Source organism: Streptomyces sp. enrichment culture (assembly GCF_964272895.1).
In the GTDB taxonomy this organism is placed as follows: domain Bacteria; phylum Actinomycetota; class Actinomycetes; order Streptomycetales; family Streptomycetaceae; genus Streptomyces.
Genome location: NZ_OZ186832.1, coordinates 6,685,812 through 6,706,043, shown reverse-complemented (window position 1 = coordinate 6,706,043; position 20,232 = coordinate 6,685,812). Strand labels below are relative to the sequence as shown.

11 protein-coding genes and 1 pseudogene are annotated in these 20,232 nt (G+C 70.3%); 5 read left to right on the top strand and 7 right to left on the bottom strand.

The genetic code is table 11. The annotated features are described in order from the left end of the window. The first annotated feature begins 153 nt into the window (after positions 1–153). Entirely contained in the window at positions 154–1,503 is a 1,350-nt protein-coding gene (locus tag ACSU6M_RS29940; protein WP_437073870.1) for an ABC transporter substrate-binding protein, read from the top strand. Positions 1,504–1,615: 112 nt separating this feature from the next. Here ACSU6M_RS29940 and ACSU6M_RS29935 read toward each other — a convergent pair whose 3' ends face one another. Beyond that, the gene (locus tag ACSU6M_RS29935; protein ID WP_437073868.1) at positions 1,616–2,515 is read right to left on the bottom strand and encodes a LysR family transcriptional regulator; all 900 of its coding nucleotides are present in this window, start codon (positions 2,513–2,515) and stop codon (positions 1,616–1,618) included. A gap of 98 nt (positions 2,516–2,613) precedes the next feature. Between ACSU6M_RS29935 and ACSU6M_RS29930 the strand changes: the two genes are divergently transcribed. Beyond that, positions 2,614–2,979, top strand: coding sequence for a YybH family protein (locus ACSU6M_RS29930; protein WP_437073866.1), 366 nt, complete (start codon positions 2,614–2,616; stop codon positions 2,977–2,979). Positions 2,980–3,066: 87 nt separating this feature from the next. Here ACSU6M_RS29930 and ACSU6M_RS29925 read toward each other — a convergent pair. The 4 genes and pseudogenes from ACSU6M_RS29925 to ACSU6M_RS29910 all read right to left on the bottom strand — a co-directional run. Further along, positions 3,067–3,165, bottom strand: a pseudogene (locus ACSU6M_RS29925) (pirin family protein); the annotation flags it as partial. Positions 3,166–3,457: 292 nt separating this feature from the next. After that, complete coding sequence (locus ACSU6M_RS29920; RefSeq protein ID WP_437073865.1) at positions 3,458–3,952, bottom strand: hypothetical protein; 495 nt, start codon at positions 3,950–3,952, stop codon at positions 3,458–3,460. A 4-nt stretch (positions 3,953–3,956) separates the two neighbouring features. Beyond that, positions 3,957–9,458, bottom strand: coding sequence for a DUF6531 domain-containing protein (locus ACSU6M_RS29915; RefSeq protein ID WP_437073864.1), 5,502 nt, complete (start codon positions 9,456–9,458; stop codon positions 3,957–3,959). A gap of 1,214 nt (positions 9,459–10,672) precedes the next feature. Further along, entirely contained in the window at positions 10,673–11,638 is a 966-nt protein-coding gene (locus ACSU6M_RS29910; protein WP_437073862.1) for a pirin family protein, read from the bottom strand. Positions 11,639–11,672: 34 nt separating this feature from the next. On the opposite strand from ACSU6M_RS29910, the gene ACSU6M_RS29905 reads away from it, so the two are divergent. Then, a complete protein-coding gene (locus tag ACSU6M_RS29905) occupies positions 11,673–11,930 on the top strand; it encodes a hypothetical protein (protein WP_437073861.1) in 258 nt (85 codons plus the stop codon). On the opposite strand, the gene ACSU6M_RS29900 is transcribed toward ACSU6M_RS29905, so the two are convergent. Continuing rightward, positions 11,897–13,315, bottom strand: coding sequence for a PepSY-associated TM helix domain-containing protein (locus tag ACSU6M_RS29900; RefSeq protein ID WP_437073860.1), 1,419 nt, complete (start codon positions 13,313–13,315; stop codon positions 11,897–11,899). The two genes, ACSU6M_RS29905 and ACSU6M_RS29900, sit on opposite strands and share 34 nt — an antisense overlap. A 138-nt stretch (positions 13,316–13,453) precedes the next feature. Here ACSU6M_RS29900 and ACSU6M_RS29895 point away from each other — a divergent pair, with 138 nt between their 5' ends. Next, complete coding sequence (locus ACSU6M_RS29895) at positions 13,454–14,110, top strand: peptide deformylase (RefSeq protein WP_437073859.1); 657 nt, start codon at positions 13,454–13,456, stop codon at positions 14,108–14,110. Between the two features lie 300 nt (positions 14,111–14,410). On the opposite strand, the gene ACSU6M_RS29890 is transcribed toward ACSU6M_RS29895, so the two are convergent. Continuing rightward, positions 14,411–15,751 (bottom strand): esterase/lipase family protein, encoded by a 1,341-nt coding sequence (locus ACSU6M_RS29890; protein ID WP_437073857.1) that lies wholly within the window; start codon positions 15,749–15,751, stop codon positions 14,411–14,413. A gap of 160 nt (positions 15,752–15,911) precedes the next feature. Between ACSU6M_RS29890 and ACSU6M_RS29885 the strand changes: the two genes are divergently transcribed. Then, positions 15,912–20,231, top strand: a complete 4,320-nt coding sequence (locus ACSU6M_RS29885) for a hypothetical protein (protein WP_437073856.1) — start codon at positions 15,912–15,914, stop codon at positions 20,229–20,231. Position 20,232: the final 1 nt, after the last annotated feature.

Here is a 20,232-nt window from a genome sequence, read left to right as displayed (position 1 = left end):
GAGAAGATCCCGCTGATCCCGCATTGGCATCGATAACATTCCATGCCATAGTTCGGCTGTCGGCCCGCTGCCCGCACCGCTCCGGCGCACAGCGCGACCCACGTCCTGCGGGGACGTCTTCTCCGCTCCACCCACGCCTTCCCGGGAGGGCTCATGAAGCGATCCATCGCGCGCGGCATCGGGCCGGGCGGCGCGCTGTCCGTCACGTCCCTGGCCGTCACGTCCCTGTCCGTCGCCTTCCTGGCCGTCGCTTTCCTGGCCGTCGCCGGATGCTCCGGACCCGGAGCGGACGGGCCCTCGTCCTCCGGCAGGGCGGCGGTGACGTTCTGGGGCTGGGCGCCCGGATACGCCGACGCCGTCGAGGCGTTCAACAGGAGCCACCTGGACATCGAGGTCACCTACCAGGCGGTGCGGCCGGGCGCCGAGGGCGGCTACCAGAAGCTGCTCGACGCGGTGAAAGCGGGCAACGCCCCCTGTCTCGCCCAGATCGGCTACGAGACGCTGCCGAGCTTCGCCGCACAGGGCGCCCTGCTCGACGTCGGCGAGCACCGGACCATCGCCCAGCAGGCAGCCTTCCCCGAAGCCGCCTGGTCGGCGGTGACCGTGGAGGAGCAGGTCCACGGCGTTCCCGTCGACATGGGGCCGATGGCCCTGTTCTACAACAAGAAGGTCTTCGACGCACTCGGCCTGGAAGTGCCCACCACCTGGGCCGAGTACAGAACCGCGGCAAGGACGATCCACGCCTCGGACCCCCGGCGGTTCATCTCCTCGCCCTACATGACCTACGACTACGCGGGCCTGGCCCGCCAGGCCGGCGCCTCGTGGTTCGGCGTCAAGGACGACGTCTGGCAGGTCACCATGGCCTCGCGGGCCAACGAGAAGGTCGCCGCCTACTGGCAGAGCCTGGTCGACGAGGGCCTGATCAGCAGCGCCCCCATGTACGACCGGTCCTGGTACGAGGGCCTGGGCGACGGTGACATCGCGACCGTCGTCGGCGCGGTGTGGCAGGCCGGCGTCATCAAGAGCGGCGCGAAGGACGGCGCCGGTCAGTGGGCCGTCGCGCCCATGCCCCAGTGGGACGAGGGCCAGATCGAGGTCGGCAACGCCGGCGGAGGCGCGACCGCCGTCCTCAAGGGCTGCGAAAACCCCGCCGCCGCCTGGGAGTTCGCGCACTGGATGAGCACCGACCGCGACGCGTTCGGCGTCCTCGTGGAGAAGGCCGCCCGCTACCCCGCCGCCACCGACCTCCTCGATCTGCCGCAACTGGCCGCCGCCGACCCGTACTTCGGCGGTCAGAAGATCTACGACGTGTTCAGCGCGGCCTCCCACCAGGTCAACCCGGACTGGACGTGGGGCCCGCTGATGACGAAGACGGCGACCGATCTCGACGACGGCCTCCGCACGGCATGGTCGGGGCAGGGCACCATCTACGGCGCCCTGCGCGACACCCAGGACAGGACCGTCGCCGCGATGCGCGAGCAGGAGCTCGAGGTGACCTCGTAGAAGGCCGCGACCGCGTCGGCGCCGATGACGTTCCGGATCGTCCCGCACCGCACCGCCGTGTGCCTCACAGAGGAGTCGCGCCCGCTGCTGGTGTCAGGGCTGGCCCGTGGGGTCACGGTGAAGTCGTGGGGTCGGGCTCGGTGAATGCTCGCCGGCTGTGCGCGAGCAGTTCGCGCAGCCCCGGACTGTGCGTGTTCTTCCAGATCAGGGCGAGCAGTGCGGGTGTGTCGACATCATCGATGGTGCGGGCGGTGAGCCGGTCGCGGTAGCTCGCGACCATGGAGGCGCTGAGGACGGCGACGGCGAGCCCGCGGGCGGCGAGGTCGGCAATGGCGTCCGCGGCGCTGGCCTGCAGCGCGATCGAGGGTCGGAGGCCCTGTGCGGCGCACGCCTGGTCGAGTACTGTCCGCAGGCCGGTGCCGGGCGGCATGCACACGATCGGGTAGGCGATCAGATCGCGCAGCGTGACCCGCCGCTGTTCCGCCAGGGGGTGCCCGGCCGGGACCGCCGCGACCAGCCGCTCGCTGATGAGGGTCAGCGCGTCCAGCCCTGCGGGGGTGGCGGTTGCCGCCCCGATGAGTGCCAGGTCGACGGTGCCGGTGCGCACCCCCTCGATGAGCCGGTCGGAGCTGTCCTCCAGCAGCGAGATCTCCACACCGGGATGTGCCCGGTGGAACGCGGCGAGGGCGTCGAACAGCGGGGTGACGGTGCAGCCGATGACCATCCCGACGGTGAGGCGCCCCCGGATCAGGTCGGTCACCTCGCCCACCGCCTGGCCGACTGCCGCAGCGGCGGCGAGTGCGGCACGGGCGTGTTCGAGTGCGGCCTTCCCCGCAACGGTGAGCGTGACGGTACGGGCCGACCGGTCGAACAGCTCCGCTCCGAGTTCCCGTTCCAGCTGGCGGATCTGGGCGCTGACGCCGGACTGGCTGATGTGCACCCGCTCGGCGGCCCGGGTGAAGTTCCGCTCCTCGGCCACCGCGACGAAGTATTCCAGCTGCCTCAGTTCCATGACTGCAGGTTCTCGTTTCCAGAAGATTCATCTGTTGGAATTCTGGCCGGTCGGCGGCCACGCTGGGAAGCGTCGAAGCCCGACGTCAGGAGGAATTCATGCCGGAGTACGAGAAGGCCATGCGGCCCGAGGACATCACCCGCTTGTTCGTCGAACGGTCCAACGCCGGTGACGCGGCCGGGGTCGCCGCACTCTACGAAGAGGATGCGGTGATGGCCTACCCACCCGGCGAGCAGACGGTGGGCCGGGAGGCGATTCGTGCGCTGTGGGAGAAGGTGCTGGCCGACCGTCCCCGTTTCGAGCCGGAACAACCGCTGCCGACGCTGATCAGTGACGGCATCGCCCTCACCTCGACTCCCCCGAAGGACGGCGCCGGCGCCCGGGCGCAGGTCGTCCGGCGCCAGCCCGATGGAAGCTGGCTGCGCCTCCTCGACCAACCCGAGTTCGTCCCACCCACCCGCTGAGCGCTCGCCTCCTGAGTCCGTGGTCGAGGGGCGGCAGGCGGTCCGGCTCGGGCGCGCGCAGGACGGCGGCTAGCCCCGTCCCGTAGGTCAACGCACCCGGCCGCGCGGCTTCAGCGGCGTCGCCGGAAGCTCCGGGGCCGGCAGCGGAGCGCCGTCGTAGCCCTTGACCTCGCCGAAGCGTGTCCCTTCCACCACCTGGGGGTCTCTACTCCACGACATGGGGACCGGCCTGCCGTACAAGAGCTTGTCCGAGGCTCTCGCCCAGGCGAATCGGCTTGCACCGGCCCCGGCGCGCACTATGAGGTGAGGGCGACGGCGGAGTCCGGGACATGTGGGTGGAGCTGCGTATCAAGGAGTCGGGGCCGCGGCTGGTGCGGGCCGACACACCATGGTCCCGCTACTACTACATCTCGACGGCTACTGAATCGGCTGGCTTCCCCAGCACTGGGCCCCCTTCTATCGCCTCAGCAAGGAGATCTCACTGGAGATCAGGCGAGAGGTTCCCCTTGACGAATTCACGAAAATGCGCAAGGTGATCACCTTCCCCCTCCACGAGCTCGAGGATTTCAAACGCATACGAGGCGGCATCGACGTCGCGCCCCGATGAGATTTCCTCATAAAGGAGCCACAAGCCACTCTTCACCACATCCAGGCACTCATCGGCTACGTCATCCTGCTCGCCGTTGACCAAGTGGGCAAGCACGACGAACAACTGACGCCGATGTTCAGCTGGTACGCCACCCGCAAGCGCCGCCATAACTATGCAAGTCGTGGCTGCGGCCGGCTGCATAAGGTTCGACTGGACATAGGAGTGATTGTCGGCCCAGCCCTCACCCGCACGTCCCGAGGGGGGCTCACGTAGTGCACTGATGAAGTCCACGGGAATGTGCTCGGCTGTTCTGCCGCACCCGCAGGCCATCCGTGCCCAGTCGTGCCGAGCGGCCTCCACCTCGACGATATCGACCTGTTGCATGCTCTTATCCTAGCCCTTCCCAGCGACCCCCCGGCTCTACCTTTACGCCGTCTATGAATTGCGAAGGGTCGTAATCATTCTGACACTTGACGCACACCGGCTTCGGAAGTGCCGTCTTGACCCCCTTGACCTTTTCCACGGTCTTCGCATTTGTGAAGACAACCTTGGATGCGTCGCCGCCGAGAGCCATACATACGTTCCCCTCAGCGCAGAGGCTGTAGCCAGGCCACCTGCCGCCTGATGATGCCACGGCGATCTGGCCCGTCTCAGTGTTGTAGCCGCCCACGTAAGTGCGGGTGTTCGTCCTGTTGCTGTAGTTCCTCACCGCGAAGTCGTCAACCATGCCCTCTGCTTGGGCGAGCTGACCGGCGGGCGTCCAGCCTGGAGGCGCGTCGTACACCTCTACCACATGAGGACGACCTCGAGCCCCTGCAGGCCCTCGGATAGTGGGCTGATGCGGCAGATCCAAGGTGAGGCCAGCATTGGGCGATCGGGAGAACAGGCCCTTGAGTCCGTTCCACGCTGGTCCTACAAGCGCGTTGAGCCCGCCAGTGAGGGCGCCAACGAGGAGGTCGGTGGGGGTGGTGGGCTGGCATTGAGCGGTGTTGATGGCCCAAGTGAGGCCCATACCGATCGCGGCGTCGGTGACTGCAGCAACAGCAAGGGCTCGGCCGCCCGACAGGCCAAGTTGGGTGGCCAGGGCTGTTCCGGCAGGGGCGAGGAAGCCTCCAACGGCCCCAACTGCTGCGCCTTGTGCTGTTGCGGCGGCGAAGTCGCCCCAGTCGAAGTCGTCCCGGTGAGTCAGCGCGTAAACGCCGCCGCTAAGGAACGCTCCAATGCCCGCACCGATGCACATCGGGCAGTTGCCGGTGGGGTCGGCGAGGTTGGTGGGGTCGTTGTCGGCGTAGTTGTACGGGGACTGGTTGGGGTTGTCTGCTGCCGCGGCTATCGGGTCGAGGGTGGTGAAGCGGTGCTGGGCAGTGTCGTAGGAGCGGGCGCGCAGCTGGAGGCGGTCGGGGATGAACTGGTCCCTGTACTGGCCTGCGTAGCCGAGGGGGCTGGTCTGGCCGCCGGTGATGGTGGCCTTTCCGGTGGGGACGCCCCAGGGGCTGTAGGTGTAGCGGTAGTTGTCGGTGCCGGCTGCGTCGTAGACGGTGTTGACGGAGTTCTGGCGGTCTTGGGTGAAGTAGTAGGGGCCGGCGGGTCGGTCCATGGCGCGGGCCGTGCCGTCGGGGTCGTAGTGGTAGTCGGCGATGAGGGCGCCTGAGGCGTTGGTGTCGGTGGCTACCTGCGGCAGCGCTCCGACGATGTCCCAGCGCGATGTCCTGGCCAGGGCGTTGTTGTTCTTGACGGTGGTGCGGTTGCCGTCGGCGTCGTGGGTGAAGGCGTAGTTGTTGGTGCCGATGGTGGCGGTTTTGATGCGGCCGGCGGCGTCGTAGGTGTAGGTGCCGTCGTCGTCTTTGGTCTGGTTGCCGTCGGCGTCGTAGGTGTAGCTGGTGGTGACGCCGGCGGCCGTGGAGCTCAGCAGTTGGTCGCCTGCGTCGTGGGTGTAGCTGGTGGTCGCGCCGTTCTCGGTCTTCGTCTTGAGGTTGCCGACCTTGTCGTAGGTGTAAGTGGCCCCAGGGCCTCCGGTCAGGCAGGAGGTGGCCGAGGTGTCGGTGCAGTGGCGGGTCAGTCGGCCCGCGTTGTCGTAGGCGTAGCGGGTCGGGTAGCCGGTGGAGGGCTTGTCGGTGACGAGGCGGTTGTTCTCGTCGTAGGTGTAGGTACTGCTGAGGGTGGGTGTGGTCAGGGACGCGAGGCGGCCGGCTTCGTCGTAGGTGCGAGTTTCGGTGCGGGCTGTGGTGGTGGGAAGGGTGACGGTGGTGAGGTTGCCCGCCTTGTCGTAGGCGTAGGCGATGGCCTTGCTGTTGGTGGTCTGGGTCTTGATCCGGCCGGTCTTGTCGTAGGTGTACGCGGTGGCGCGGCCGTCTGGGTAGGTGCGTGATTTGAGGGTGTCGTCGGTGTTCCAGGCGTAGCTGAAGGGCCTGGTGTCTCCCGGCGACGTGATCGTGAGGACCTTGTCGTCGTTGTCGTAGGTCAGGGTGCGGGTGCCAGTGGCGTCCGTGACTTCGCTGATACGGCTGGCGTCGTCGTAGACGTAGGTCTGAGCAGGGGTGCCGTCGGAGTAGGCGATCTTCGTCGGCAGGTTGCGGGCGTCAACGGTGGTGGTGATCGTCTGGCCCCGGGCGTTGGTGTGCTTGGTGCGGTTGCCGTCGAGGTCGTACTCGTAGGAGACGGTTTTACCCAGCGGGTTCTTGACCGAGGTCAGCTGGCCTTCGGCGTTGTAGCCGTAGGTGCTGGTGTGGGTGTTGGCGTCGGTGCTGGTCGCAAGGAGGCCGGCTGCGTTGTAGGTGAAGGTCGTCGTGCCGGTGTCGGGTGCGGTGACCTTCGTCGGCCGGTTGAGTACGTCGTACTCGTAGAGCGTCTTCTGATTGCGGGCGTCGGTGACTGTGGTGAGGTTGCCGACGGGATCGTAGGTGCTGGTGTGCTTGTGGCCGAGCGGGTCGGTGACGGAGGTGGGTCGGCCGGCCGGGTCGTAGCCGTAGGTCCAGGTGTACTTGGCCGGGTCGGCGCCGGTGACGTTGCCGCGCGGGTCGACGACGGTGGTGAGCTGGCCGTCGTCGTCGTAGCCGTAGGTGGTCCGTTCGGCCTCGGGAGAGACTTCGGCGGACAGGTGGCTGTCGTCGTCGTACTCGTATGTGGTGATGTATCCGGCCCAGGTCTTCGAGGTCGCGAGCCGGTTGTTGTCGTCGTACGTCAGCGTCGTACCGCGGCCGAGGCCGTCGGTGGTCTTCACGACGTTGCCGTTGTCGTCGTAGGTGACGCTGCGGGTGTGGCTCAGCGGATCGGTGACCGAGAGGGGGCGGTTGTCGGCGTCCCAGGCGAAGGCGGTCGTCTTGCCGAGCGGGTCGGTGACGGTCTTCCGGTTGCCGACCTTGTCGTAGCCGATCGTCCAGGTGTACGGCTTGGGGTCCGCGCCGGTGATGTTGCCCCGTGCGGCGACGATCCGGATCTGGTTGCCGGCCTTGTCGTACTCGTAGGTGACGGACGCGCCGACGCGGTTCGTCTCCTTCGTCAGGCGGCCTGCCGGGTCGTAGGCAAGGACGGTCTGCTTCAGGGCCGGATCGGTGATCGTCTTCAGGCGGCCGGCGTCGTCGTAGGCGTAGGTGGTGGTGCGGTTCGCGGCGTCGGTGACCGTCAGCAGATTGCCGGTCTCGTCGTATCCGTACGTGGTCGTGTTGCCGCGGGCGTCGGTGACCGTCTTGATGCGGTTGGCGTTGTCGTAGGTGTAGGACGTCGTGTACGTCGCGGGGTTCGCGCCGGTGACGTTTCCGCGCGGCTCGACGACGGTCTTGACCTGACCGCTGGGGTAGTAGGTGTAGGTGGTCTTGTTGCCCTTGGGCGAGGTGACCGAGGTCAGGTTGCCGTCAGCGTCGTATCCGTAGGTGGTGGTTTTGCCGCGTGGTGTGGTGACGGTCTCGAGCAGCTTGGTGGTGGCGTTGTAGCCGTAGACGGTCTTCTTGCCGAGCGGGTCGGTGACCGAGGTGAGCTGGTTGCCCGTGTATCCGAAGGTGGTCTTGTTGTACTCGCCGTCGGTGTAGGTGGCGACGTTGCCGCTGGCGTCGTACGTCCAGGACTCGTCGGACGCTGTGTTGGAGCGGCCGGTCAGCCGTCCGGCGCTGTCGAAGGTCCACTCGGTTCTGCGGATCTCCGCGTCGATGGCGCTGGTGCGGTTGAAGAACTTGTCGTAGCGGTAGTAGCTCTTGTTGTTCAGCGGGTCGATCTGGGTGAACAGGACGTTCTTGTAGTAGATGTCCGTCCATATGCCGCCGTCGGGGGCGGTGGTGTCGACCTGGTCGAACACGCCGTTCTTGCTGTAGGAGAACTTCGTCTCATAGCTCAGGGCGTCCTTCTGGGACGTCACCCGGCCCTGGGTGTCATAGACGTTGAAGGTCTTCTGTTTCCCGCGCGCGTCCGTGATCTTGTTAAGGCGCCCGGCGGTGTCGTAGCCGTAGGTCTCCGCGTTGCCGTCCAGCGCGGTGACGCCGGTGAGCTGATCGCCGGTGTAGGTGTAGTCGATCAGGCGGCCGTCCGCGAGCGTGACCTTGTCCAGCCGGTCACCGGCGTAGGCCAGTGTTGCTGCGCGGCCGGCTGCGTCAGTGATCGTGGTGGGCTTGCCGGCGGTGTACGTCAGGGTCAGGCCCCGGCCGGTGCGGTCCTTGATGGCTGTCAGCTGGCCCGAGGCGTTGAAGGTGTAGGTCGCGTGGTCGGCGGTGGTCAGCTTGTAGCCGGTGCCGTCCGGAGCCAGCTTGGAGCGGGCCTGGCCAGGGGTGGTGAAGGTGCCGCTGGATGTCTTGGTGTAGAGGTGGCGGGAGCCGCCTTCACCGATGAGGACGGCGTTGCCGGCAGAGTCGATCTGCAGCCTTGTTTCCCAGGGCAGTTGCCAGCCCTTGCCGAGGGCCCCGGTGAGGGTGTTGTCGGAGGAGTAGACACGTCCGACGGTCAGTGGCACGCCCGGCGCCGGAACCTGCGCGTCGGTGTAAGCCTCGGTGAACGCGCCGGTCGCTGTGTTGACCGGGTCGGCACGCATCACCGTGGTGCCGGCCGCGCCGCTGGCGTCGCCGCAGACGGCGCTGCACGCGGCACCGTCGGGGAGGGCCGGGACGATGTAGAACACGTTGTACGAGCCGCAGGTCTCGGTGGCCGCGGGATCGTCCGTCACGGTCGTGCAGACCCAGATGGTGTAGCTCGGAACGAGCTGCGTGCACTCGGTGGTCGGCACCGTGAACGTCGCGTTCACCTCAGGGAACACCTTGTCGGTGTTCAGTGTCGGCGCCTGCACGGTCTGCCCGAAATCGAACCACTGCACGTCTTCACTGCTCAGGCGGCAGCCGTAGTAGTCCACCTTCCAGCGCACCTTCACGGGGTGCACCTCGGTGTCCGCGCCCCCGGACTGCCAGATCGCCGCCTTGACCTGGAGCGGCTCCCCCGGCACCGCCGCGCCGATGTGGTTGCCCAGCGTCATCAGCCAGCCGCCCTGCTGAGCCGCCGCGTTGCCGAACGGGTCGGTGCTCACCTGGTACAAGGCGCCACTGCTGTACGACGCAGCGGCAGCCGATTCACTGCTCGAGTAAGAAGCCTGGCCGGGAGTCTTGGCAGACGACGTCGGACTGACTGGCCACTCGGGGCCTGCCGCACGCAACTTGCCCTGATTGGCTTTCAGCAGGTCGATCTGGGCGGGTGTGGCAGGTCTGCTCTTCGTCCCTGGCAGAGCATGCGGCTTGACGGGCTTCGCCCTGTCCTTCGTCTGCTCACGCCGCTCTTGCAGCGTCACCGGCTTCTGGTGGGCGACCGGACGTGGCCCTCGATAGACGTAGCCATCGTCCTGGCTGGACGCGCTGGCAGGAACATTGATCAACCAGCCACCACCCGCGATCACGGACAGCGTCAGCAGCACGATCAGCATCCGCACCCGCGCAGACACAGACACCAGCACTCCCCCACCCCTCTCACAGCCTGCACGCGAGGTAACACACCCCACACGCAAACAAAGGATCTTGAAGAGACTTCAATCGAGGAGCAAGAGGCAGAGGTCAGGGTGGCTCATTTTCATACCTCCCACGCAGGGCAACGAGCTCACTCAACGCAGTGTTCTCAAAGGGGAGTTCGGACGAGATGTGGTGGCGAGACCATGTTGGACGGCGACTCGGCTTGCGGCTTGATTTCACCTCCCGGCGAGGCGGGGGCGTTGCGTTCGGACACTTCGCCGCTGGCGCGCGTAACACGCCCCGAGGAGACGTCGCGGGTGGCAGGGGCTGACGACCCCGGCAGCGCCTGCAGCCACCCCCGCGCTAAGCAGTAGGCGCACCTCTTGAACCGCGACGGTGCGTAAAGATTGCGTAACGCCACTGGCAATCTCGGGAGTTTTGGTAACAGACACGACAATCACGCCCTTGATTGCAGCGTGAGGGCATCGTCAAGATCTTGTGAATAACGCAGACGGGACGTGCGCTTGAGGCGACAGGGGAAGGATGTGCCGAAATACGCACCGACCCTGACCGTAGCGTTCCCTATGCTGGGGCCTGCAGCTATTCAGTCGGGACACAAGAAACGTCCGCGAGTCAGCTTCGGTGAGTGAAACACTGAAGCCGGCGGCCCCGAGAGAGAAAAGGGGCATCGGCGTCTAGGGAGAGCCAGCCTACGCCGAGATACCCTCAACGCCATAGAAATAGGAAATCTGGAGCCAATCAGACAGGCCATAGCAGTTCGTTCAGCTCTGGGCATCGAATCTCGTCAAATGCCGAGCTCTTCTCAGCTAGGCGCTCACCGTCGACCTTCGAGGTGAAGGAATATCGACACATCGCGACGGCAAGGCGAATACCAGACTCCTAAGGTATTACACGAGAACACGATCACATTCCCCTTGGCAATGAAATCTTCCACCCAAAACTGACAACGCACACATTGTCAGCAATCGAGAGAAAGACATCAAAGGAAATGCAGGTCAGCATTGGTCCGGCAGCCACAGTGTCTGCAAAGACTGCCGCACACTTCGGAGCTGCGGGAATGACCTGCCTATCCCATCTGATGAGGCGTCAGTAAGTCAGAGGTCGAGGGGAGAGGGGAGGCGTCACGCCATCCCCACCCCACGAGTCATGCAAGTTCAGGCGTTTCCGCAGCTCAACGGACTCTCCCTCGGGGTTTCAACGGCGTCGCCGGCAGCTCGGGGGCCGGCAGCGGGGCGCCGTCGTACCCCTTGACCTCGCCGAAGCGTGTCCCTTCCATCCAGTCCCGCCGCGCCTGTTCGATCTCCTCCTGGGACCGTCCGATCCAGTTCCAGAACATGATCAGCTCCTCCTCGAACGGCTCGCCGCCCAGGAGCATGAGACCGGCGTCCGACTCGGCCCGCAGAGGCAGTTCCGTGCGGCCGCAGCCGAGGTAGAGCATGGAGCCGGGGAGGACGGGGACGCCGTCGACGTGGGCCTCGCCGGACATGGAGAGGACGGCGTACTCGAAGTCGGGGTCGAGGGGGAGGCGGAGGTCGGCGCCGCGGGTGAGGGCGAGGTCGGCGCCGACGATCGGGGTGTATGTCGTGCCGGGCGAGACGGCGCCGTCGAGGGTGCCGAGGATCAGGGTGCCCCGCAGGCCCGGCGCCGTCACCACCGGCAGCTCGGCGTGGTGCTCGAAGCGCGGGTCGGTATGGCGGTGGCTGTCGGGCAGGGCGACCCAGAGCTGGGCGCCGTGCAGGTAGCGGGCGTGGGGCCGGGGGCTCTCCTCGGAGTGGCTGATCGCCCGGCCGGAGGTCATCAAGCCCAGTTCGCGCGGGCGGATGGTCTGGAGGCTGCCCGTGGAGTCGCGGTGCAGCACCTCGCCCTCGTGCAGCCAGCTCACCGTCTGCAGGCCCATATGCGGGTGCGGGGGCACCTGCATGCCGGGCTCGTCGGCGATGTCGTCGGGGCCGTAGTGGTCGACGAAGCACCACGCGCCGACCATGCGCCGGCCCAGGTTCGGGAGCAGGCGGCGGACCTCGCTGGACTCGCCGAGCTTGACGGTGCGGGGGCTGAGGAGTTCGCGTACGGGCTCCGCCACCACGAAACCGCGGCCGCCGCACACGGCGGGGACCGCCTCGCGGTCGAGATTGCTCATACCGACAACCTAGCCCCGCGCGGGCCGTCCCGTCATGGACGAGACCGCCACACCCGGCTTCCGGGTGTGGCGGCCGCCCATGCAGACGCGTACCGCCGTCGGCCGGGCGCCCCTGCTCGACGCACCGCTTGATCACGAACCCGCGCCGCCGCGCGCCCGCGGGCGCGCGCTGCACACGTCGCGGCCCCCGACGGCACCCAGCGGCACCCCGGCGGCACCCGACGGCCCCCGACGGCAGCCGATCGGCACGCGGCCCCGCTACGACACCTCCGTCACCGACCCCTTGCCGTAGTGCCGCTTGCCGCGCCGGTACGTGATCTCCCCCAGGATCACGTCCACGACGAAGAAGGCGGCCAGCGGAATGCCGAACAGCGGCATGAAGTAGCCGAGTACGGCGACGGCGGCCAGTGCCGGCACCAGGATCTGCGGCGGCACCTGGGCCCAGCCGCCGCGCTGGACCGGCCGGCCGAAGGCGGAGCCGCGGCCGCGCTGCCACCACATGCGGTAGCCCAGCACGATCATCACGATCAGGCTGAGCGCGAACGCCATCATCAGCAGCTGGTTGGCGAACCCGAACAGGACGCCGGAGTGGAAGTCGATGCCCCAGCGGGTCAGTTTGGCCAGCAGCGGATAGTCGTCGAAGCGCAGCACGTCCACGACCTGCCCGCTGGCCGGGTCGACGGCGACCGAGTCCTGCTTCTCGGGCCAGCTGCGCTGGATCTGCTTGACGACGTACGCGGAGGAGGCGTCCGCGGGCGGGACGATCTCCACGGGGTCGCCCAGCCCCTCGGCGCGGGCGGCGGCCAGGATCTCGTCCAGACCGGCGCCGCCGGCCGAGCCGTCGCCGGAGCCGGCGCCACCGCCCCCGTGCTCGCCGTGGTCGCCGCCGGCGCCCGCGGACACCGAGGGAGTGGCGTGACCGACGGCGGTGCGCAGTTCGTCGATGGTCTCGCCGGCGTACGTGGACCAGGTCAGCCCGGTCGCGGAGATGAAGAAGAAGCCGGTCGCGGCCCAGACGCCGACGGTGCCGTGCAGGCCGAGGGTGCGGCGGCGGCCGCTGGTGCCGCGCAGTTTGCGCCGGGAACGCATCCGCGAGAACCACAGCACCAGTCCGGCGCTCGCGATCACCCACAGCCAGCTCGCGGCGAGTTCGCTGTAGAGGCGGCCGTTCTGGCCGAGGTGCAGATCGCGGTGGAGCTCGTCGATCCAGGTCCGCAGGGGCAGCGCGCCGGTCGCCCCGTACTGTTCGAGGGCGCCGCGCACCTTCGCGGTGTACGGGTCGACGAACACGGCGAGCTTGTGGTCCTCGTCCACCCCCGGCACACCCGAGAGCAGCACGCGCGTGCTGGCGTCGTCCTTCGGGGAGGGCCGTACGGCGGCCAGGTCGCCCTCGGGGTACGCCTTGCGGGCGGCGGCCACCTGAGCGGAGACGGGGAGTTTCGTGTCACCGACCGGGACGGTCATCTCGTCGGCGTACAGGATCTTCTCGGCCTGGTAGGAGGCCGCGTACAGGAAGCCGGTGAAGGCGGCGACGAGCAGGAAGGGGGCGACCAGCAGACCTGCGTAGAAGTGCAGACGCAGGACGAGGGAGCGCAGCGGCCGGTTACTGCCGGGGCGGGAGGCCGCGTGCGCGGACGGTGGGGTCTCGTCCGTCGCGGTCGAGGGAGCGGTGGTCATCGATGGGTCTCTCCATGGCTGGGCAACGGTGCCTGTCAGCCGTTGCGGTCCAGTAGTCGGGCGCGCACACGGTCGAGTTCCCGCGGGATTCAGTGACCTGTGTCACAGGCGTGGGGAGGGGCGTGGCATGCTGGCCCGATGACAGACCCCGGCGCACGCGCGCCCCTTGCCGAGCAGGTCGAGCAACTCCTCGCGGACGGCGGAGAGTTGACCATCGTCTCGGCCGGCGACCCGGTGCTGCGGCAGGGCACCGAGCCCTACGAGGGACAGTTGGCGCCCGCTCTGCTGGAGCGGTTCGTCCAGGCGCTGCGCACGACGATGCACGCGGCGCCCGGAGTGGGGCTGGCGGCACCGCAGGTGGGCGTGCCCCTGCGGATCGCCGTGATCGAGGACCCGGCGCCGGTGCCGGAGGAGGTACGGCTCGCCCGCGGCCGGGTGCCGCAGCCGTTCCGGGTGCTGGTGAATCCGTCGTACGAGGCCGTGGGGCCGGCGCGTGCCGCGTTCTTCGAGGGCTGTCTGAGCGTGCCCGGCTGGCAGGCGGTGGTCGCGCGTCCCGCCCAGGTGCGGCTGACCTGCCAGGACGAGCACGGTCGCCCGGTCGACGAGGTGTTCACCGGGTGGCCCGCGCGGATCGTCCAGCACGAGACGGACCACCTCGACGGCACGCTCTACCTCGACCGCGCCGAGCCGCGCTCCCTGTCGTCCGCGCAGGCGATGGCGGAGCGCTGGAACCAGCCGACGCCCGCGACGGCCGCGCGGGCCCTGGGCTTCGCCCTGCCGGACGGCGAGGCGTAGGGCACCCGCGGCACCGGGGCCATGGCCCTGCGGCCCGCGGTCCCACGGCAGAGGCTCCTGGGGCCCGCGGTCCCACGGCAGAGGCTCCTGGGGCCCGCGGTCCCACGGCAGAGGCTCCTGGGGCCCGCGGTCCCACGGCACACGCTCCCGCGGCACGCGGTCCCACCGCACACGCTCCTGCGGCACGGGGACCGACGGCACACGCTCCCACGGCACACGCTCCTGCGGCACGGGCCCGACGGGCTACCCGTCCTGCGAGCTACGCGCCCCACGGACTACGCGTCCCCCGGCTACCCGCTCCTACGGCTCCCCCGCCAGCACGATCCCGCTCACCGCGTGCACCCGGCCCGGGTTCGCCGGGTCGGCCACGGTGACGCGCCAGGCGCCCGGGCCGGGCAGGGTGAGCCGGGTGCCGTAGTGGCCGTCGCCGCGGTTGCGCAGGGGCCTGCGGGCGCCCACCCGGCCGGTCTCGACGTCCTCGGCGGTGGCCGACAGGACGAGGCGGTCGTCGTCGGTCACCACGTCCACGGGGCAGTGGCCGCCGACGGCCACCTCGGGCAGGTCGACGCCCAGCTCCTGTCCGCCGTCGAGGAACCGGCGCGGATCGCGGGCCGTCAGCAGGGCCTCCAGCTGGTTCAGCAGGGCCCGCTCGTTGTGCAGCGCCCCGTGTCTCTGGGCGAAGAAGCGCACCTGGGTGTCGTCGGCGGACTGTGCCGGGAAGCACGAGAACCGGGGCACCGTGCCGTCGCCGGTGTGGTCCGTGCCGTCGAGGTCCCGGCGGCCGCGCAGCCCGTCGGCCGCCCACAGCGCGGACTGGCGCGTGGGTTGGCGGTAGCCGCCGAAGACGTGCAGGGCGTATCCGTCGCCGCTCGCGCGGTCCAGTTCCTCGTGGAAGCGCACGGCGTCGGCCCCGAGGTGGCCGTCCACGCCCGGCAGCGGCGCGGCGCCCAGGGCGGAGCGGACGCCCTTCTCGTCGGCCAGGCACCGCCAGCTCGGCAGGAGTTGGTGCAGTGAGGGCATGGACCGCGCCAGCCGGGTGAACGGACCCGACAGGCGGCCGAGGCCCGGCGCCACCCCGTGGTACAGCGTCTCCAGGGCGTTGACCGACCCCCGGTAGGGCGTGCCGATGGTGATCAGAGCGCGGGCGTACGCGCTGCCGCCCAGGACGTCCAGGTAGTAGCGGGCGACGAGGCCGCCCATGGAGTGCGCGACGAACACGACTCGGGCCTCGGGGTTGCCGCTGCGGGCGCGCCAGGCGGCGAGCGCCGGTTCGACACGGGCCGCGAGCCGACGGGCCGTCAGGCGGACGGAGAGCCGCCAGTCGTAGGGGAAGGGCAGCAGGTTGCCCGACTCGGCGGACAGCCCCAGTCGCCGTCGCAGGAAGGACATCAAAGGGCCGTAGCCGTCGATCGCGCTGACGCCCGGCAGGACGTGCAGCCCCTCGATCAGGCCCACGGCCTCGACTCCGTCGCCCGGATCCGCGTCGCCGGTGTCCGCGGGCAGCGCCAGCCGCCGCACCTCGTCGAGCCGGCCGAGGGCGTGCCGTCCGACGACGGCGAGTGTGTGGTTCCAGACCTCGCGCCCGTCGCGGGCCAGGACACTGCCCATGATCCCGGGCAGGACGACGACCAGATCCGTCACCGGAGTGCTCCGCACCGATACCCCCCGCCGCCCGATTCGCCGTACCATGCGCCTGGTCGACGACAGACCTCATGCTACGGCCGCCCGGCGGCCCCGGCCCCGGTGTCTGTCGACGCCGCGGGGACGGCGAGGGGGAGTACCGACACGTGCGGTGGCGCGCATGACGGGTGACGGGCGGTTCGTCCTGGTCGGGATGAGCGACTACCGGGACGCGAGCTGGCCCCGGCTGCGCCATGTCCCGGCGAGCGTGGACCGGTTGTACCGGCTGTTCCGGTCGCTGGGGTACGGCCACGAGCTGCCGGAGCTGGCCCGCGGCGGGGACTGGGCCCTGGTCACCGACCGGCTCAGGGCCTGGCACGGCGGCGGCTCCCGCCTGGTGCTGTACTGGACGGGGCACGGCTGTGTGGACGCCGACGAGCACTTCCTGATCGCGGCCGACTCCCCCGGCACCCGGCTCGACGGCTACCGCGCCATCGCGGCCGGGGCACTGGCCCGCTTCCTCGCCCACCGGGACTTCGACGAGGTCCTGGTCCTCCTCGACTGCTGTGCGAGCGGCGTCGCCGCGTCCCGGGTGGCCCACGAGATCTGCCGGGTGCTGGACCACACCAGCGCCGCCGGGGCCGAGCGGCGGTTCGCGGTGATCGCCTCCACGCGCGGCTACGACAGCGCGGAGGAAGGGGTGTTCGCCGAGGCCCTGGAGCAGGTCGTACGGCACGGGCCGGAGGACCGCCGGTGGACGGAGCACGACGAGACCATCCGCTCCGACGAACTGGCCGACGCCATGGGCCGGATCATGGCGGAGCGGGACGCGGCGACCGCCTATGTCGCGCTGGGTGCCCCGGTGCCGGCGCTGTGCAACCCCCTGCACCCGTCGGCCACCGTGCCGGACGAGGACGTGGAGACCAAGCGGTGGCGCCGGCTGCGGGCGGTGGAGGTGGACCAGCATCTGGTGCTGTCGGCCCGCGGCATCGAGGTCGGTGAGACCGGCTGGTACTTCTGCGGCCGCAGCCGGCTGATGCGGCGGCTCGTGAGCTGGCTGACGGACGCCGAGCACGGTCTGTTCGCGGTCACCGGCTCGCCGGGCACGGGCAAGTCCGCACTGCTCGGCAGGATCGCCACCCTCTCGGTGCCGGGTCTGCGGATCGTGGCCGAGGAGGAGGGCGCGCTGAGCGGCACGCCCAACGCCGAGCTGCCGCCGCTGGGTTCGGTGGACCTCGCGCTGTCCTGCCGGAACAAGACCCTGGACGACTGTCTCGGCGCCGTGGCCGACACCCTGGACCTGCCCTGCCGCCGCACCGGCTGGCTGCGCGCGGCACAGGTGGTGCGGGAGGTCGGCGAACTCGGCCGCCGGGTGACGCTGGTCATCGACGGCCTGGACGAGGCCCGCGCGGGCGAGGCGGTGCCGATCGCGGCCGACCTGCTGCGCCCGCTCGCCGACCTGCCCCGGGTGCGGGTCCTGGTCGGTACCCGGCCGCATCGCGCCGGCGGCACGGAGGTGAGCGCCGACGCCGGTCCGCTGCTGCGGGCGCTGGCGGCGGACGCGACGGCGGTGCTGGACGCCGAGCCGGAGACGCGGGCCGACCTCACCGCGTACGCGCGGCGCCGCCTGCTGGGGGCCGAGCGCTCGCCGCTGCGGGGCCGGGACGGCCTCGCCCTCGAGTGGGCCGAGCGGATCGCCGAGACCGGCGGCGGCATGTTCCTGTACGCGCGGGTCGCCACCCGTGCCGTGCTCGCCGCCCTCGCCCGCCCGGACGCCGCGGACCGGGACCTGCGGCTGGAACGGCTGCTCGCCGGGGGCCTTTCGGCCGTGCTGGACGAGGAGTTCGCCCGCTCCCCCGACCCCGAGCGGCTGCGGGACCTGCTGCGTCCGCTGGCCTGGGCCGAGGGGGCGGGGCTGCCGCGCCGCGATCTGTGGCCGGCGCTGGCCGGGGCGCTCTCGACCGGAGGGCGCGTCTACCGGGACGAGGACGTGGCGTGGGTGCTGGAGCACGCCGGGTTCCATGTCGTGGAGTCGGGCGAGTCGGGGCAGACCGTGTACCGGCTCTACCACCAGGCGCTGATCGACCACTTCCGTGACATGGCGCCCACGGCAGCGCACACCCGCATCACCCGGGCGCTGCTGGCGACCGTCTCCGGCCGGGGCGTCGGCCCCTGGGAGTCCGCCCATCCGTATCTGCGGCGGCATCTCGCCGGCCATGCGCTGGCCGCGGGCCTGCTGCCGGACCTGCTGCGCGACCTCGGCTTCCTCGTCTGCTCCGACCCGGCGCGTACGGCGGCCGCCGTGCGCTCCCTGCCGGGCCGGTTCACGCTGCCGGTGGCCCGGCTGTATCTGCGGGCGGCACACCGGTTGCCCGGCCGGCCGGTCCAGGAGCGGCTGCGGGTCCTGCAGATGACGGCCCTGTTCGAGGAGCCTTCCCTGGTCGGCTGGTTCCGGGGGCAGGTCGGCGTGCCCGCGAGGCTGGAGGCCGCCTCCGCTCCCCCGGACGACTTCAGCGTCACCTTGCGCGGACACGCCGGGCCGGTGGTCGCGCTGGAGACCGTGCGGACCGGTGACGGACGGGAGTTGCTCGCCTCGGCGGGCGGTGACGCCACGGTACGGCTGTGGGAGCCGGACACCGGGGAGACCCGGATGGTGCTGACCGGCCCGGACACCACGGTGACGGCGCTGACCCGGCTCACCGACGCGTCGGGCCGCCGTCTGCTGGTCGCGGCGGCCGGCCGGGAGTTGTACGTGTGGGAGCTCGGCACCGGCCGGCTGGTCACCGTGCTGCGCGGCCACACGGACACCGTCCTGTGCCTGACCGCCCTGGCCGGCGACGGCGCACCGCTGCTGGTCTCCGCGGGCGAGGACCGCACCCTGCGGCTGTGGCGGCCGGACGACTGGACCGCGACCGTGCTGTCGGGGCATGTGGGTCCGGTGACCGCGGTGGCCTCGGGACGGCTGCCCGACGGGCGCGGGGTGCTGCTGTCGGGGGGCGCGGACTGCACCGTGCGCCGCTGGTTCCCGGACGGTCCCGCCGGGGTGCTGTACGGACACACCGGGACGGTGCACGCGCTGGCGTGTCTGCCGGGGACGGACGCGCGCACCCGCGCGGTGTCCGGCTGCGACGACGGGACCGTACGGGTGTGGGACATCGGGCGCCTGACGCTGGAGCGGGTGATTGCGGGGCGGGTGCGGGCGGTTCGCTCGGTGGCGCCGTTCGCGGTCGGTGGGCGGGGGCTGGTGGCGGTCGCGGGCACGGACTCGCGCATCACGGTGGTCGATCCGTCGACCGGTTCCGCACGGCGGACGCTGCTGAACCGAGGGGCCGCCCGTTTGAAGCCGCTCGCCGCCAAGACGGCCACGAGCCGTCAGGTGGCCGTCTCGGCACGGTCGCGGGAGCCCCGGTCGGTCACCGGGGCCGGGTCGTACGCCCTGGCGCCCCTGGCGTCCGGTCTGTTCGCCTCGGCCGGCTGGGACGCGGCGGTGCGCCTGTGGGACGCGGGGGCCGAGGGCCGGTCGGAGCTGCCGGACTACGACGCGCTGGGCGCGCGGCGCATCGCGGCCCTGCCCCCTGCCCCCGACGGACCGCCGTGGACCCTCGCCGTCGCCGGGGCCGCGGGCGGGGCCTGGCTGACGGACGCGCGGGGCGAGAAGACGAGCCCGCTGTGGCCCGCCCATCGGCGGGTGTCGATGCTGGCCGCCCTGACGCTGCCCGACGGGGGCCGCGTCGTCGCGCTCGTGGAGCGCAAGTCCCGGTACGTCCATCTCGTGGCGGTCGAGACGGGGCAGGAGATCGGCAGGCCCGAGGGGCTCACGGCACCCACCTCCTTCTGGGACGAGGTGAGTTCGCTGCATGCCCACAGCTCACCCGGCCGGATCGCGAGCCTGCTGGTGCGGTACGCATCGGGCCAGACGCGGACCGTCACGTGGCTGCCGGGCGGTGCCCCCCGCGTGACGAGCGCCCATCTGGGAAAGACGGTCGTCGGTGCGGTGCCCTTCGAGCACGGGACTGCCGTGCTGGACGTGTTCGGTCGGATCGAGGTCCGCACCGGTCCCCCCACCGGCTTCTACCCCGCGGGTGCGGTCAGCGGTGCGGTTGTGTCGGCACTGCCTCCGCTGGCCGTGCGCACCGCGACCGGGCACTGGCAACTGGCGGTGGGCACCGGCGACCGCGGGGATCTCCGCGCCGTCGAAGTGTGCGACCTGCACCGCGGCGACCGGGTCGCGCGCGCCCCACGGGTCCTGAGCCTGTCCGCCGACGCCACCCCGACCGTGTGGACCCGGCTGGAGCGGCCGGACCAGGACCTTATCGTGGCCGCCTGTGCGGACGACACCCTGCGGGTGTGGAACCCGACGCTGCCCGGCCGGGAGCCGCTGCGCATCCCGCTGCCGGGCACGATCGCCGATGTGTCGACGGCCGGGCCCGACCTGGTGTACGTCCTCGTGGACGAGCACTGGTTCGCCCTGCGGCTGACAGGGCTCGCCCCCTTGCTCTGAC

What these genes read in the sequence shown, in the direction of transcription:
- ACSU6M_RS29905 (WP_437073861.1), top strand. Translation starts at nt 11,673, where the DNA reads ATGGACGAGACCGCCACACCCGGCTTCCGGGTGTGGCGGCCGCCCATG.
- ACSU6M_RS29935 (WP_437073868.1), bottom strand. Translation starts at nt 2,515, where the DNA reads ATGGAACTGAGGCAGCTGGAATACTTCGTCGCGGTGGCCGAGGAGCGG.
- ACSU6M_RS29915 (WP_437073864.1), bottom strand. Translation starts at nt 9,458, where the DNA reads ATGCTGATCGTGCTGCTGACGCTGTCCGTGATCGCGGGTGGTGGCTGG.
- ACSU6M_RS29930 (WP_437073866.1), top strand. Translation starts at nt 2,614, where the DNA reads ATGCCGGAGTACGAGAAGGCCATGCGGCCCGAGGACATCACCCGCTTG.
- ACSU6M_RS29920 (WP_437073865.1), bottom strand. Translation starts at nt 3,952, where the DNA reads ATGCAACAGGTCGATATCGTCGAGGTGGAGGCCGCTCGGCACGACTGG.
- ACSU6M_RS29895 (WP_437073859.1), top strand. Translation starts at nt 13,454, where the DNA reads ATGACAGACCCCGGCGCACGCGCGCCCCTTGCCGAGCAGGTCGAGCAA.
- ACSU6M_RS29885 (WP_437073856.1), top strand. Translation starts at nt 15,912, where the DNA reads ATGACGGGTGACGGGCGGTTCGTCCTGGTCGGGATGAGCGACTACCGG.
- ACSU6M_RS29910 (WP_437073862.1), bottom strand. Translation starts at nt 11,638, where the DNA reads ATGAGCAATCTCGACCGCGAGGCGGTCCCCGCCGTGTGCGGCGGCCGC.
- ACSU6M_RS29940 (WP_437073870.1), top strand. Translation starts at nt 154, where the DNA reads ATGAAGCGATCCATCGCGCGCGGCATCGGGCCGGGCGGCGCGCTGTCC.
- ACSU6M_RS29900 (WP_437073860.1), bottom strand. Translation starts at nt 13,315, where the DNA reads ATGACCACCGCTCCCTCGACCGCGACGGACGAGACCCCACCGTCCGCG.